Genomic DNA, 12,884 nt, shown 5'->3' on the forward strand with positions numbered 1-12,884 from the left:
TAAGATAGGCTGATGATCAATATCAGCCCGCGGCAAATGGATGTATTCGTGCAAATCGCGCTGCTGGGCAGCGTGCGCGCGGCTGCCGAACGCTTGTACCTGACCCAGCCGGCCGCCAGCATGGCGCTGGCGGAAATGGAGCGACAGCTCGATGCGCCGCTGTTCGATCGCGAGCGCGGCCGCCTGCGTTTGAATGCACGTGGCCGCGAATTGCTGCCTCTGGCCCAGGAACTGCTGGAGCGGCATGCCGAATTCGGCCGACGCGGGCGCGAGGACGGTGCCGAACTGGGCGGCGAATTGCGCATCGGAGCCAGCAACACGGTCGGCAATTATCGGGTCGGTGAGCTGCTGGGCGGCTTCGTGCGCGCGCACCCGCAGGTCGCCATTCGCCTGCGCGTCGCCAACACCGAGGCGATTGCCGCCAGCATGCTCGATCACAGTCTGGACATCGGTTGCGTCGAAGGCCCGGTGACGCATCCGCTGCTGGAAGTGCGGCCGTGGCGCGACGATCTGCTGGTGGTGTGCGCGCCGCCGGAACATCCGCTGGCGCGCAAGCGGAGTTTGAAACCCGCCGATTTCGCCGGTGCGCGCTGGGTGTTGCGCGAACCCGGCTCGGCCACGCGCGCCACCAGTGAGCGCGTGCTGTCGCAGCTGCCAGCGGGCGAAACCGTGCTGGAACTCGATCAGATCGAAGCGATCAAGCAGGCCGTGGTCGCTGGATTGGGCATCGCCTGTCTGCCCGCCGTGGCGGTCACCGACGCACTGGCGACCGGACGATTGAAGGCGTTGAAGACGCCGTTCCTCGATTTGAACCGCAAGCTGTCATTGTTGCTGCACCGACAGAAATATCGCGGTGCGCTGCTGGACGCATTCCTCGAAAACATCGGTTCAGATCGCGCAGAGTAAGCGTGGCGCCACGACGTCAGGGCGGCAGCTGCGGATGACATTCCGCGCGTCAGGCCGCGGTGCTGCCCACGATGTGGTTCAACATCGTTTCGGCCTGCTCGTGGGTATGCGCGCGCAGCAACGGGGCCAGGTGGCGGCGCAGGTTGGCGTGATCAAGCGTGGCGAGGCGGTCGCGCACCAGCAGGATCTGCGCCGGGTGCATGCTGAATTCGTTGAGGCCGAGCAGCAGCAGCAGGGCGGTGAAGTTCGCGTCGCCGGCGATCTCGCCGCACAGGCTGACCGGCTTTTTGGCGCGACGGCCGGCGCTGATCACGTGCGACAGCAACCGCAGCAGGGCCGGCTGCAGCGGGTTGTAGATATTCTCCAGAGCATCGTTGCCGCGGTCGGCGGCCAGCACATACTGGGCCAGATCGTTGGTGCCGATGGCCAGGAAGTCGGCATGCTCAAGCAGCGCGCGCACGTTGATGGCCGCGGCCGGCACTTCGATCATCGCGCCCAGTGGCAGCTTTTCCGGAAGGTCGACGTTCTCGCGCTTGAGATCCTGCCGCGCGAGCTTGAACAGCGTGCGCACCGCGATGAGTTCGTCCGGCTGGGTCACCATCGGTACCAGCACGCGCACCGGGCCGTAGCAGGCGGCGCGCAGGATCGCGCGAATCTGCGTGGAAAATACCGAGGGATAGCGCAGCGACAGGCGTACACCGCGCACGCCGAGTGCGGGGTTGTCCTCACCGCGCAGGCTGAGCCCGGCGGCGTCGGCTTTGTCGGCGCCCAGATCCAGCGTGCGGATGGTGACGGGAAGGCCGCCCATGCCCATCACCAGGTCGCGGTAGGCGATGAACTGTTCGTCTTCCGAAGGCAGGCCCTTGTGCTTGAGGAACAGGAATTCGGTGCGATACAGACCCACGCCATCGGCGCCGCGCGCGCGCGCCATGGCCACGTCGGACGGGGTTTCGGCATTCGCCAGCAAGGCGATCTCGACGCCGTCACGGGTGCGCGTGGGCGCATTGGCCAGTTTGGCCAGACGACGTCCCTCGATCGCCGCCTCGCGCTGCCAGGCGCGATAGCGCGACAGGTCCTGCGCGGTCGGATGGACGATCGCCTCGCCACCTTCGGCATCGAGCAGGATCAGGTCGTCGTCGTGGATGTTGGACAGCGCATCGCGCGTGCCGACCAGCATCGGCAGGCCGAGGCTGCGCGCCAGGATGGCACTGTGCGAGTAGGCACTGCCGGAACTGGCGACCACGCCGAGCAGGCCGTTGCCGGCCAGCTGCGCCATGTCGCCGGGGGCGATGGAATCGGCCACCAGGATCTCGCCCACCCGCGCGGCCAGCTTGCGTTCTTCCGGGCTGGTCTGCCGCTGCAGCGCGGAGATCACCCGGTTGATCACCTGTTCGACGTCTTCCTTGCGGCTGCGCAGGTAGGGGTCGTCCATCGCCTCGAACACCGCCGAGAGGCGATCGCGCTGCTTCTTCAGCGCGGCGCCGGCGCGGTAGTGGCCGATCCGGATCAGGTCGTCCAGTCCGCGCAAGAGCTCCGAATCGTCCAGCAGCAGACTGTGTGCGTCGATGAATTCGTTGACTTCGCGAGCCAGCGCGCCATGCAGGCGGCTACGCAATTCACGAAGTTCCTGGCGCGCCATGTCGAGCGCGCGGTGAAGTTCTGCCAGCTCGCCGTCGATCTCGTCCTCGCCCAACGGCCGGGTGTCCACCGCGTAGCGACTGGGTTGCACCAGGCGAGCGCGGCCGAGCGCCATGCCATGTGCAGCGACCGTGCCGGGCAGGACGTGTCTCACGGGTGGCTCCTGGTTTCTCCGGGAACGGGGCGTCGGGCTGGGGGAATCGCCCACAAGCGGGCACGCACCTGCCGGCGGTTCATTGGCTGTTGCGCGCTGCCGGCCTTGTCGAATGCCGGATCCCGACTTTCAGCCGTTGGCTGGCTGCTCATGCCGATTCCCATGCAAGTCATGCCCCCTCGTCGAACTTGCGCTCGAACAGGTCGGCCACGGCGGCCACGGCCGCGGCCTCGTCCGGACCGTCCGCACGAACCGTCAACGGGCTGCCCAGGCCGGCGGCCAGCATCATCACGCCCATGATGCTCTGGGCGTTGACTTCGCGACCCTTGCTGACCAGCCACACGGTGGATTTGAAACCCTGCACCAACTGCACCAGCTTGGCCGAGGCGCGGGCATGCAGCCCCAGTTTGTTGGAGATGACAACTTCTTGTTCAAGCATGAATGGAGTTACGCATGGTCGATGAATATTCCCCCGCGGCCACCGCTGGCGGCAATCTCGGCCAGTTCGTCCAGCGGCTTTTCGGCATAGTTGAGTACACGCAGCAGCATCGGCAGGTTGAGGCCGGAGACGCAGCGAAGACGGACGCCGAGCGCGCCCAGTGACAGACCGATGTTGCACGGCGTGGCGCCATAAAGGTCGGCCAGGATCAGCACGCCGTCGCCGTGGTCGAGTTCGCGCGCGTGGTGCGCGGTCAGCGTGCGCATCACGTCCGGATCCGCACTCGGCGGCACTTCCACCGCCGCCACCCGCAGCGGCAGCTTGGGCATCACGTGGTGCGCAGCCGAGATGATCGCCTGGCCGACCGCTTCGTGGGTCATCAGCAGCACGCCCACGCTCATGGCGGCGATGTCGTGAAGGTGGAGAAAAGCATCATGTTCATTCCAGCTCACGATGGAAGGTGAGCACACCTTCGCGGCTGTCACGATAGTACGCGGCCAGCTTCTCGACCAAGTAAACCGAACGGTGTCGACCGCCGGTGCAGCCGATCGAAATGGTCACGTAGCTGCGGTCGTCCTGCTCGAAGCGGGGTAGCCAGGCGTCCAGCCAGCGCGCGGTGTCGAGGAAGTATTCGGCGACCAGCGGCTGATTTTCCAGATACTCGCGCACTGGCGCGTCCTTGCCCGACAGCGGGCGCAGGTGGGCCTGCCAGTGAGGATTGGGCAGGCAGCGTGCATCGAACACGAAATCGGCGTCCAGCGGCAGCCCGCGCTTGAACGCGAACGACTGGAACATCACGGTCAGGCCTTCGGTGGCCTGGGCATAAGCGGTGGCCACCAGCCGGCGCAACTGGTGCACGTTGAGGTCGCTGGAGTCGATCACTTTTTCCGCGATCGCCATCAGCGGACGCAGCAGCTTGCGCTCCTCGACGATGGTGTCAGCCAGCGATACACCCCGATTGGCCAGTGGATGGCGTCTGCGGCTTTCCGAATAGCGCTTGATCAACACGTCGTCGCGGCAGTCCAGGAACAGCAGGTGCACCTGCACGCCCGCTGCCGCCAATTCGGACAGGACGGTCGGCATGTAGGCGAAGTCGGCGCCGCGGTTGCGCACATCGACGCCGACCGCAATGCGCCGGTGCTTGCTGTTGCCCTCGATCACCGCATTGACCAGCTGCGGCAGCAGGGCCGAGGGCAGGTTGTCGACGCAGTAGAACTCCAGGTCCTCCATCGCGCGCAAGGCGACCGTCTTGCCGCCACCGGACATGCCGGTGAGCACGATCAGATGGATCTCGTGCGGATCGACCTGCGGGTTCAGCAGCGGAGTATTTTCGTTCATGCATTCACCAGGGTGGCAGCCGGCGCAACTGGTGCGCCTGGCGGTCAATGAAAGTCTGGGCCGGGTCGATGCCCTTGCTCTTCAGTGCATGGCTGCGCACCGCGGCCTCGACCAGCACGGCCAGGTTGCGGCCGGAGGCGACCGGCAAGGTGATTTTCGGCACCTGCACATCAAAAACCTCACGGTGGCCGATGTCGCCGGTGAGTCGGGTCAATGCGTCGATGTCCTCGCCGTCACGCAACGGCTTGAGGTGGATCACCAGTCGCAGGTATTTGGACGTCTTGACCGACATGTGGCCAAACATCTCGCGCACGTTGAGCACGCCCAGGCCGCGTACTTCCAGCAGATCCTGCAGCAGTTCCGGGCAGGTGCCATCGATCACGTCCGGCGCAATCAGGGTGAACTCGGTGGCGTCGTCGGCGACCAGGCGGTGGCCGCGGCTGATCAGTTCCAGCGCCAGCTCGCTCTTGCCCGAGCCGGCTTCGCCGGTGATCAGCACGCCGATCGAGAACACTTCCAGAAACACGCCGTGCAAGGTGACCTTGGCCGCCAGCATGCGCGCCAGATGGTATTGCAGGTAGGTCAGCAATTCGTGGCCACGCTTGGCACTGATCCACAGCGGGGTGTCCGTTTCGTCGGCGACATCGCGCAGGTCGGCCGGGATCGGCTGGTCCTTGGTCACGATCAGCGCCACCGGCTGATAGGCAGCGATCTTGTGCATCACTTCCCAGCGCTGGCGCGAATCCAGTCCGTCGAGGAAGTTCAGCTCTTCCGAACCGATGATCTGCACCTTGTTGGGATAGATGACGTTGAGGTAACCGATCAGCGACGGCCGGCGTGCCTGGGCCACGCCCGGTTCCAGCACCCGCGATTCCCCACGCATGCCCGACACCCAGCGCAAGGCCATGCGCTCGTGGACACCGTCGTAGAGTTGTCGTGCGCTGATCCGGTCCAAGCCTTCGGTCCCTGTGGTGTTTTCGGGTGCTGCTTCGGGTTGCCCGGCGGGGCTTCGCAGCGGCGTGGTCATTGTGCCAGTTTGGGCGGATACGCGTGTTCAGAAAAGGAAACGGCCCGCGCGTGGCGGGCCGTTTCGGGTGAGTGGGGAGGTGGAATCAACCGTATTGGCGTTCTTCACGCGCTTCGCGCTGGTGCTTGTCAGCGACTTTCTCGCGATGCTTGCGCAACTGGGCGACCAGCTTGTCGAACAACACATCGATCGAAGCGTACATGTCGGCCTCGGTGGCTTCGGCGTGCAGGGTGGCGCCCACGGTGTTGAGCGTTCCATCCGCGCGCTGCTGGAGCTTGTCGACCGACAGCACGATCGCAAGACTGATCAGTTTGTCGTCGAGGCGGGTAAGGCGGTCGAGCTTGGCCGTGGCGTGATCGCGCAAGGCCGGGGTAACTTCAATCTGCTGGCCGCTGAGTTGGAATTGCATGGGTCGCCTCCTCTGGTGGTGCAGTACCGCGTTTCGTCGCGGCGGGGTTGGATGTGACGGGCCGAGGCACCGTCACATCGTCAATCCATCTGTAACAGGTATGGGAGCGTTTTTCCGTTAACCAAGTTCCCGCGCGAGGGATGCGGACGTTCAGCTTGCGCGCTGGCGTTCGTTGGACGTGGGAATGCGCAAACCTTCCCGGTACTTGGCCACGGTACGGCGGGCCACCTGGATGCCCTTGCGCTTCAGTTCCTCCGCGATGGCGAGGTCGGACAGCGGTTTGCGCGGGTCTTCCGCCTCGATCAATTTGCGCAGCATGGCCTGGATCGCGGTGGCCGAGGCGCTGCCGCCGTCCTCGGTGGACACGCCGCTGGAGAAGAAGTATTTCAGTTCGAACGTGCCGCGCGGCGTGTGCAGGTATTTGCGGGTGGTGACGCGGGAAATGGTGGATTCGTGCATGCCCACTTCCTCGGCGACCTCGCGCAGCACCAGCGGGTGCATCGCTTCCGGGCCGTAGTCGAGAAACGCGCTTTGCCGCCGCACGATCGCGTCGGCCACCTTGAGCAGGGTTTCGGCACGGGATTCCAGGCTCTTGATCAGCCAGCGCGCTTCCTGCAATTGCCCACGCATCCAGCTGGCATCCTCGCCTCGCGCCTTGGCAATCAGGCCGCAATAATGCTGATTCAAGCCCAGTCGGGGTTGCGCATCCGCGTTCAGGCTGACCCGCCAGCGTGGGCCGTCGCGCAGCGCGTAAACGTCCGGCGCCACGTATTCCACCGGCGTGGTGTCCAAGGCCGCGCCGGGGCGAGGATCGAGGCTGCGGATCAATACCGCCGCGTCGGCCACCTCGTCCTCGCTGGCGCGCAGGCGCCTTGCCAGCCGGACGATATCGTTGCGCGCCAGCAGGTCCAGTTCGCTGTCCACGATGCGCAATGCCAGATCGCGGTGCGGCGTGTCCGGATCAAATTGCTGCAATTGCACGCGCAGGCAATCGCGCAGGTCGAGGCTGGCCACCCCGGCCGGATCGAATCCCTGGATCCGATGACGCACCGCCTCGATCTCCGCGATGCTGGCGTCGAAACCGGCGGGCAAGGCGGCGATGACAGCGTCCAGCCCGTCGGTCACGTAGCCCGCGGGGTTCAGTGCATCGATCAGCACGGTGGCGATCAGATGCTGCCGCGGATTAAACGACGCAAGATTGAGTTGCCACAACAGGTGTTGCTGCAGCGTTTCGGGTACGGCGTTTTGCGGTTCGAAGTCTTCGTCGCCGCGTGAGCTGGCACTGTTGCCGGAGCCATTGCTGGAGAAATCGATCGGCGCTTCCGCGGTGCGGCCGCTTTCGGACCAGTCACTGCCGTCGTTCTCGTCGTTGCTGCCTGCCGCTGCCACCGATTCGGCACTGGGATAGTCGAATTCAGTGCTGCTGATTTCCGGAGATTCTTCGTCCTCGGCTTCCTCGGCAAACTCCAGCAGAGGATTGCTCTCGGCGATCTGCCGCAATTCGGCTTCCAGTTCCAGTTGCGACAACTGCAACAGGCGAATGGCCTGCTGCAATTGGGGCGTCAGCGTCAGCTGCTGGTGGAGGCGAAACTGTAATGCGGGTTTCATGCCAGCCGGGTCGAAAGGGGTCAGGGACATCGTAACCCGGGCCCGCAGACACGGCCATAGCCCGGCGCCGAAGCCTGATGTTGTCGCGACAGCTTTTCAGAGCTTGAATTCGCGGCCCAGGTAGACCTCGCGCACTTTCTCGTCCGCGAGGATGTGCGCCGGCGTGCCGCGCGAGAGCACTTCACCCTCGTTGAGGATGTAGGCGCGGTCGCAGATGCCCAGGGTTTCGCGCACGTTGTGATCCGTGATCAGCACGCCGATGCCGCGTTCCTTGAGGTGCCGCACGATGCGCTGGATCTCGCCCACCGAGATCGGGTCGACGCCCGCAAACGGTTCGTCCAGCAGCATGTAGCGCGGATTGGCGGCCAGTGCGCGCGCGATTTCGACCCGGCGTCGTTCGCCGCCGGACAGGCTGACGCCTTTCTGTTCGGCGATGTGGGCGATCTTCAGTTCGTCCAGCAGGTTTTCCAGTTCGGCATCGCGTTGCTGCGACGTCAGGCCCTCGCGCAGTTCCAGCACGGCCATGATGTTGTCGGCCACGCTGAGTCGTCGGAACACCGAGGCTTCCTGCGGCAGGTAACCGATGCCGAGTTTTGCGCGGGCATGCATCGGCAGGCCGGTGATGTCGCGCTTGTCCAGCTTGATGCTGCCGGCATCGGCTTCGATCAGGCCAACCACCATGTAGAAGCAGGTGGTCTTGCCGGCGCCGTTGGGGCCGAGCAGGCCGACCACTTCGCCCTCGCGGATCGAGAAGCCGAACTCGCGCACGACCTGGCGCGACTTGAAACTCTTTTGCAGACCTTCGGCGGAGAGCATCGGTTACGGCTGTCCCTGCGGGGTCGGTTGGGCCGGAGCTGGCGTCGAGGTGGCAGCTGGCGTGCCTTCCGCGGGTTTTGCCTTGGGCTTGAAGGTCATGTGTACCAGGCCATCGCCACTGCTTTCGCCAGTCATCTGGCTGGTTTCGGTGTTGTAGGTGAGTTTGTCGCCGTGCGCGTCGCCACGACCTTTCTGCGTGATGGACGCATGGCCGGTGAGTACCGCAATGCCCTTGAGGTTGTCGTAGTCAAGCGTGGCGGCATCGCCGAGCACCAGGTTGTTGTTCTCGTCCAGTTGCTCCAGATGCGCCGGGTTGCCGGTGATCACCACGCGACTGATCTGGCTGTCGGCGTCGAAATAGACCTTGGCCTGGGCGCCGGTGGCTTTCAGCGTGCCCTGGGTGATCACCACGCTGCCGGTCAGCGTGCTGATGCTGTTGGGCTTCTGGAAGCCGTCGAAATGTTTCGCGCCGACGTGCATTTCCTGCTGACGGTCGCTCTTTTTCGCCAGCGCAGGCTGGGCCGCCAGCAGGGCGAGAACGGCAATGCCGAGCGCGAACCTAGCGCTTGCGCGGCGGGAAGATGGCATGAACGTCATCGAGCAGCTCCAGGTGTTTGTCGTTGAGGTCGGCACGCATGCCGATACCGCTGATTCTAGTGCCGCCTTGCACCATCTGCGCCGGTGCGGCGGTCTCCAGCCGATTCTGCTTCGGCCAGGCGGTGATGTCGGCGGTGGTGATCTGCGCTGCCGGCGCGTCCTGGAAGGCGGCCCGGTGCATGTCGACGGGACCTTGCAGTTTCAGCTCGGTGCCACTCTTGTTGACCCAGCCATACAGCGACTGACCTTCCCAGTCCGGTACGCCATCCTGCTTGGCCGGCAACTGGAAGGTGGGGGAGTTGAGGTACAGCGAGTCGTCGCCTTCGCGTCGTTCCAGATGGGGTGACTGAAGGTGGAAACTCGGTTGCCCGTCGACGTTGAACTCGGTCATGCGGGCGTTGGTGAGGGTATAGCCGGAACGGGGCGGGCCGACGAAGTCGTTGGTTTTCGGCGCCGGCCCGAACCACCACAGGAACAGCTGGGCCACACCGGCGGCCAGTGCGATGGCGATGGTCGCGGCCGGCAGGCGCCGGTCGCGCAGCCAGAGTCGCAGACTCACAGCCAGCGCTCCCGTTCGGCGTCGCTCTTGCCTTGGGCGTGCAGGATCAGGTCGCAGGCTTCGCGTGCCGCGCCCATGCCGCCGCCGCGGCTAGTCTGCCAGTGCGCCGCTTCAGCGACCCAGGGGTGGGCATTGGCCACCGCCACCGCGAGGCCGGCGATGTGCATGGGAGGCAGGTCGGGCAGATCGTCGCCGACGAAGGCGGCCTGCTCCGGCACCAGATGCAGAGCGTCCAGCAGTTCGCGCAGGCAGGCGCGCTTGTCGCTCTGGCCTTGGTAAACGTGGCTGATGCCCAGTTCCTCCGCGCGCAGCGCCACCGGGTGGCTGATCCGCGCGGTGATGATGGCCACTTGCACGTCGTTGGCCTGCAGGCGCTTCAGGCCCAGTCCGTCGTGCACGTGGAACACCTTGGTTTCATGGCCGTCTTCGCCGTACCACAGGCGCCCGTCCGTCAGCGTGCCGTCCACGTCGAACACGGCCAGGCGAATTTTCGCGGCGCGGGCGAGGATGTTCTCGGAGAGATTGGCGGGATAGCTTTCGGGCACGGGTTCAGGCACGGGGTCTGCGGAGGAAGGTCAAAAGCGAGGCTTGTTCGATTTCGCGGATGCGTCGAGACGAATCCGCATCAGACCACACGTGCACGGAGCAGATCATGAATGTTCAGCGCGCCGACCACGCGTTGTTCCTCGTCGACCACCAGCAGCGCATGGATCTGGTATTTCTCCATCAGCTGGGCCGCTTCTGCCGCCAGCTTGTCGGCGCCGATGGTCTTCGGTCCGCGCGTCATCAGTTCAGCCACGGTGGCGCCCCGCAGGTCGACGCCTTCATCGTCCAGCGCGCGGCGCAGGTCACCGTCGGTGAACACGCCGAGCAGGCGCTGTTCGGCATCGACCACGGCGGTCATGCCCAGGTGCTTGCGGGTCATCTCGACCAGGGCGGCGGTAACGCCGGCATGGGAGGGGACCTTCGGTACGTCATCGCCGGTATGCATCACGTCGCTGATGTGCAGCAGCAGGCGCCGGCCCAGTGCACCGGCCGGGTGCGAACGGGCGAAGTCGTCGGAGGTGAAGCCGCGCGCTTCGAGCAGGGCGATCGCCAACGCGTCGCCCCAGACCAGCGCCACCGTGGTGCTGGTGGTGGGCGCCAGACCCAGCGGGCAGGCCTCGCTGGAGATGCTGCCATCGAGGTGTACGTCGGCCTGGCTGGCAAGAGAGGAGGTGGGGCGTCCGGTGATCGCGATCAACGGAATGCCCTGGCGCTTGATCACCGGCAGGATCAGCAGCAGCTCGTCGGTCTCGCCGGAATAGGACAGCGCCAGCACCACGTCCTGCGGCAGGATCATGCCGAGGTCGCCATGGCTGGCTTCGCCGGGGTGCACGAAGAACGCCGGTGTGCCGGTGGACGCCAGCGTGGCGGCGATCTTGCGCCCGATATGGCCGGACTTGCCCATGCCGCTGACCACCACGCGCCCGGTGCAGCCCAGAATCAACCGGCAGGCTTCCACGAACTCCGGTCCGATCCGCGACTCCAGTGCCTGCGTTGCCGCCGCTTCGGTGGCGATTACCGTGCGGGCGCTGCGGGTGATGCGGTCCGGATCCAGCAAGACGGGGGCGGACGAAGCGGTGCGTGCGTTCATGAGGACTCGGTAAAAGACGGGCCGGGAGGGCCGGAAGGCCGCAAATGACGGGCCGATTTGGCCTGCCGCGCAGCCGGTGTCATTTCTGCGCCAGCGTATTTCCATTACCATGGCATCTTCGCAGTTTAACGTCATAAGCCAGCCCAATGGATTCCGATCGACCTGGAGTCCGCCTTCCGGCTGGCCGACCTACCGCATGGAACACTTTCCGATGGACTCCAGCCGCATCCAGGCGATGATCGAACAAGGCCTGCCTGGTGCCCAGGTGGAAGTCAGCGGCGCCGACGGCGTGCATTTCGAGGCCACCGTGGTCGCCAGCCAGTTCGCCGGCAAATTGCCGCTGGCCCGGCACCGGCTGGTATATGCCACGCTCGGCGAGCTGATGGGCGGCGCCATCCACGCGCTGGCACTGAAAACCCTGACCCCCGAGGAAGTCGCGGCGCGCCATTGATGGCCGCAGCCGCTTTCCTTTTCACGTTTCATTGAAGGACTTTCGATGGCCAAGATCCTGATCAGTGGCGGCACGCCGCTCAATGGCGAGGTCGCCATTTCCGGCGCCAAGAATGCCGTGTTGCCGATTCTCGCTGCCTGCCTGCTGGCCGATGAGCCGGTCAGCATCGGCAACGTGCCGCACCTGCACGACGTCACCACGTTCATCGAGCTGCTTGGCCAGATGGGCGTGCGGCTGGTACTGGACGACCGCATGAAGATGCATGTCGATCCGCGCACCACCAGCACCTGCGTGGCGCCATACGATCTGGTGCGCACCATGCGTGCATCGATCCTTGTGCTGGGTCCGCTGGTGGCGCGTTTCGGTGAAGCGGAAGTGTCCTTGCCGGGCGGCTGCGCGATCGGCTCGCGTCCGGTCGACCAGCACATCCGTGGCCTGCAGGCGCTGGGCGCCGAGATCACGGTCGAGAATGGCTACATCAAGGCGAAGGCGAAGCGGCTGAAAGGCGCCCGCATCGTGATGGACATGGTCACCGTCACCGGCACCGAGAACATCATGATGGCCGCGGCCCTGGCGCAGGGCACCACCGTGCTCGAGAACGCCGCGCAGGAGCCGGAAGTGGTCGACCTGGCGCATTGCCTGATCGCGATGGGTGCGCAGATCGAGGGTGTGGGCACGTCCACCATGGTGATCCACGGTGTCGAACGACTGCACGGTGCCCAGCACGACGTGCTGCCCGACCGCATCGAAACCGGTACCTATCTGGTGGGCGCGGCGATGACCGGTGGCAAGGTGCGTGCGCGGCATGCCCGAGCCAACACGCTGGAAGCGGTATTGGCCAAGCTGGAAGAGGCCGGCGCGCACATCTCCACCGGCGACGACTGGATCGAGCTGGACATGGGCGGGCGGCGGCCGAAGGCGGTCAACATCAGCACCGCGCCGTACCCCGCTTTTCCCACCGACATGCAGGCGCAGTTCACGGCACTCAACTGCGTGGCCGAAGGCACCGGCGTGGTGACCGAAACGGTATTCGAGAACCGCTTCATGCATGCGCAGGAACTGCAGCGATTGGGCGCCAACATCCAGCTCGAAGGCAACACCGCGGTGATCCAGGGCGTGTCCGAAATGAGCGGCGCGCCGATCATGGCCACCGACCTGCGCGCCTCGGCCTGCCTGGTGCTGGCCGGTCTGGTCGCCAAGGGCGACACGATCGTTGATCGCGTCTATCACATCGATCGCGGCTACGAGAACATCGAAGAGAAGCTGGGTGTGCTCGGCGCGAAGATCCGGCGCCTGCCGAACTGAC

15 protein-coding genes are annotated in these 12,884 nt (G+C 65.3%); 3 read left to right on the plus strand and 12 right to left on the minus strand.

Annotation, left to right across the window (positions count from 1 at the left end; all coding sequences use genetic code 11):
* Positions 1-12: 12 nt before the first annotated feature.
* The gene (locus ACVWWQ_RS09770; protein WP_133947734.1) at positions 13-906 is read left to right on the plus strand and encodes a LysR substrate-binding domain-containing protein; all 894 of its coding nucleotides are present in this window, start codon (positions 13-15) and stop codon (positions 904-906) included.
* Positions 907-955: 49 nt separating this feature from the next.
* On the opposite strand, the gene ptsP is transcribed toward ACVWWQ_RS09770, so the two are convergent.
* The 12 genes from ptsP to ACVWWQ_RS09830 form a co-directional block, all read right to left on the minus strand.
* Positions 956-2,698: a phosphoenolpyruvate--protein phosphotransferase gene (gene ptsP, locus ACVWWQ_RS09775; protein WP_133947732.1), complete on the minus strand. Its 1,743-nt coding sequence runs from the start codon at positions 2,696-2,698 to the stop codon at positions 956-958.
* 169 nt (positions 2,699-2,867) lie between these two features.
* Positions 2,868-3,137: an HPr family phosphocarrier protein gene (locus tag ACVWWQ_RS09780; protein ID WP_099653779.1), complete on the minus strand. Its 270-nt coding sequence runs from the start codon at positions 3,135-3,137 to the stop codon at positions 2,868-2,870.
* A gap of 8 nt (positions 3,138-3,145) precedes the next feature.
* On the minus strand, positions 3,146-3,538 hold the full coding sequence (locus ACVWWQ_RS09785) for a PTS sugar transporter subunit IIA domain-containing protein (RefSeq protein WP_099653778.1): 393 nt from the start codon (positions 3,536-3,538) through the stop codon (positions 3,146-3,148).
* 37 nt (positions 3,539-3,575) lie between these two features.
* On the minus strand, positions 3,576-4,475 hold the full coding sequence (rapZ, locus tag ACVWWQ_RS09790) for an RNase adapter RapZ (RefSeq protein ID WP_099653777.1): 900 nt from the start codon (positions 4,473-4,475) through the stop codon (positions 3,576-3,578).
* A gap of 4 nt (positions 4,476-4,479) precedes the next feature.
* A complete protein-coding gene (gene hprK, locus ACVWWQ_RS09795; RefSeq protein WP_099653868.1) occupies positions 4,480-5,430 on the minus strand; it encodes an HPr(Ser) kinase/phosphatase in 951 nt (316 codons plus the stop codon).
* A gap of 157 nt (positions 5,431-5,587) precedes the next feature.
* Positions 5,588-5,911 (minus strand): ribosome hibernation-promoting factor, HPF/YfiA family, encoded by a 324-nt coding sequence (gene hpf, locus ACVWWQ_RS09800; protein WP_099653776.1) that lies wholly within the window; start codon positions 5,909-5,911, stop codon positions 5,588-5,590.
* A 150-nt stretch (positions 5,912-6,061) separates the two neighbouring features.
* Positions 6,062-7,519: an RNA polymerase factor sigma-54 gene (locus tag ACVWWQ_RS09805; RefSeq protein ID WP_099653775.1), complete on the minus strand. Its 1,458-nt coding sequence runs from the start codon at positions 7,517-7,519 to the stop codon at positions 6,062-6,064.
* Positions 7,520-7,615: 96 nt separating this feature from the next.
* Positions 7,616-8,335: an LPS export ABC transporter ATP-binding protein gene (lptB, locus tag ACVWWQ_RS09810; protein ID WP_133947730.1), complete on the minus strand. Its 720-nt coding sequence runs from the start codon at positions 8,333-8,335 to the stop codon at positions 7,616-7,618.
* Between the two features lie 3 nt (positions 8,336-8,338).
* On the minus strand, positions 8,339-8,932 hold the full coding sequence (gene lptA, locus ACVWWQ_RS09815) for a lipopolysaccharide transport periplasmic protein LptA (protein WP_133947728.1): 594 nt from the start codon (positions 8,930-8,932) through the stop codon (positions 8,339-8,341).
* Positions 8,895-9,491 (minus strand): LPS export ABC transporter periplasmic protein LptC, encoded by a 597-nt coding sequence (gene lptC, locus ACVWWQ_RS09820; RefSeq protein WP_099653772.1) that lies wholly within the window; start codon positions 9,489-9,491, stop codon positions 8,895-8,897. The genes lptA and lptC overlap by 38 nt, the downstream gene beginning before the upstream one ends.
* On the minus strand, positions 9,488-10,036 hold the full coding sequence (locus tag ACVWWQ_RS09825) for a KdsC family phosphatase (protein ID WP_133949279.1): 549 nt from the start codon (positions 10,034-10,036) through the stop codon (positions 9,488-9,490). The genes lptC and ACVWWQ_RS09825 overlap by 4 nt, the downstream gene beginning before the upstream one ends.
* A gap of 80 nt (positions 10,037-10,116) precedes the next feature.
* Positions 10,117-11,127 carry a KpsF/GutQ family sugar-phosphate isomerase gene (locus ACVWWQ_RS09830; RefSeq protein ID WP_133947726.1) on the minus strand — a complete coding sequence of 337 codons (1,011 nt, stop codon included), beginning with the start codon at positions 11,125-11,127 and terminating at the stop codon, positions 10,117-10,119.
* A 211-nt stretch (positions 11,128-11,338) separates the two neighbouring features.
* Between ACVWWQ_RS09830 and ACVWWQ_RS09835 the strand changes: the two genes are divergently transcribed.
* Entirely contained in the window at positions 11,339-11,578 is a 240-nt protein-coding gene (locus tag ACVWWQ_RS09835; RefSeq protein WP_099653867.1) for a BolA/IbaG family iron-sulfur metabolism protein, read from the plus strand.
* A gap of 45 nt (positions 11,579-11,623) precedes the next feature.
* Complete coding sequence (gene murA / locus ACVWWQ_RS09840; protein WP_099653769.1) at positions 11,624-12,883, plus strand: UDP-N-acetylglucosamine 1-carboxyvinyltransferase; 1,260 nt, start codon at positions 11,624-11,626, stop codon at positions 12,881-12,883.
* The last annotated feature ends 1 nt before the right edge of the window (position 12,884 follow it).

Source organism: Rhodanobacter sp. TND4EL1 (assembly GCF_054061035.1).

What these genes read in the sequence shown, in the direction of transcription:
- ACVWWQ_RS09770 (WP_133947734.1), top strand. Translation starts at nt 13, where the DNA reads ATGATCAATATCAGCCCGCGGCAAATGGATGTATTCGTGCAAATCGCG.
- ACVWWQ_RS09780 (WP_099653779.1), bottom strand. Translation starts at nt 3,137, where the DNA reads ATGCTTGAACAAGAAGTTGTCATCTCCAACAAACTGGGGCTGCATGCC.
- ACVWWQ_RS09785 (WP_099653778.1), bottom strand. Translation starts at nt 3,538, where the DNA reads ATGAGCGTGGGCGTGCTGCTGATGACCCACGAAGCGGTCGGCCAGGCG.
- rapZ (WP_099653777.1), bottom strand. Translation starts at nt 4,475, where the DNA reads ATGAACGAAAATACTCCGCTGCTGAACCCGCAGGTCGATCCGCACGAG.
- hpf (WP_099653776.1), bottom strand. Translation starts at nt 5,911, where the DNA reads ATGCAATTCCAACTCAGCGGCCAGCAGATTGAAGTTACCCCGGCCTTG.
- ACVWWQ_RS09805 (WP_099653775.1), bottom strand. Translation starts at nt 7,519, where the DNA reads ATGAAACCCGCATTACAGTTTCGCCTCCACCAGCAGCTGACGCTGACG.
- lptB (WP_133947730.1), bottom strand. Translation starts at nt 8,335, where the DNA reads ATGCTCTCCGCCGAAGGTCTGCAAAAGAGTTTCAAGTCGCGCCAGGTC.
- lptA (WP_133947728.1), bottom strand. Translation starts at nt 8,932, where the DNA reads ATGACGTTCATGCCATCTTCCCGCCGCGCAAGCGCTAGGTTCGCGCTC.
- ACVWWQ_RS09830 (WP_133947726.1), bottom strand. Translation starts at nt 11,127, where the DNA reads ATGAACGCACGCACCGCTTCGTCCGCCCCCGTCTTGCTGGATCCGGAC.
- ACVWWQ_RS09835 (WP_099653867.1), top strand. Translation starts at nt 11,339, where the DNA reads ATGGACTCCAGCCGCATCCAGGCGATGATCGAACAAGGCCTGCCTGGT.
- murA (WP_099653769.1), top strand. Translation starts at nt 11,624, where the DNA reads ATGGCCAAGATCCTGATCAGTGGCGGCACGCCGCTCAATGGCGAGGTC.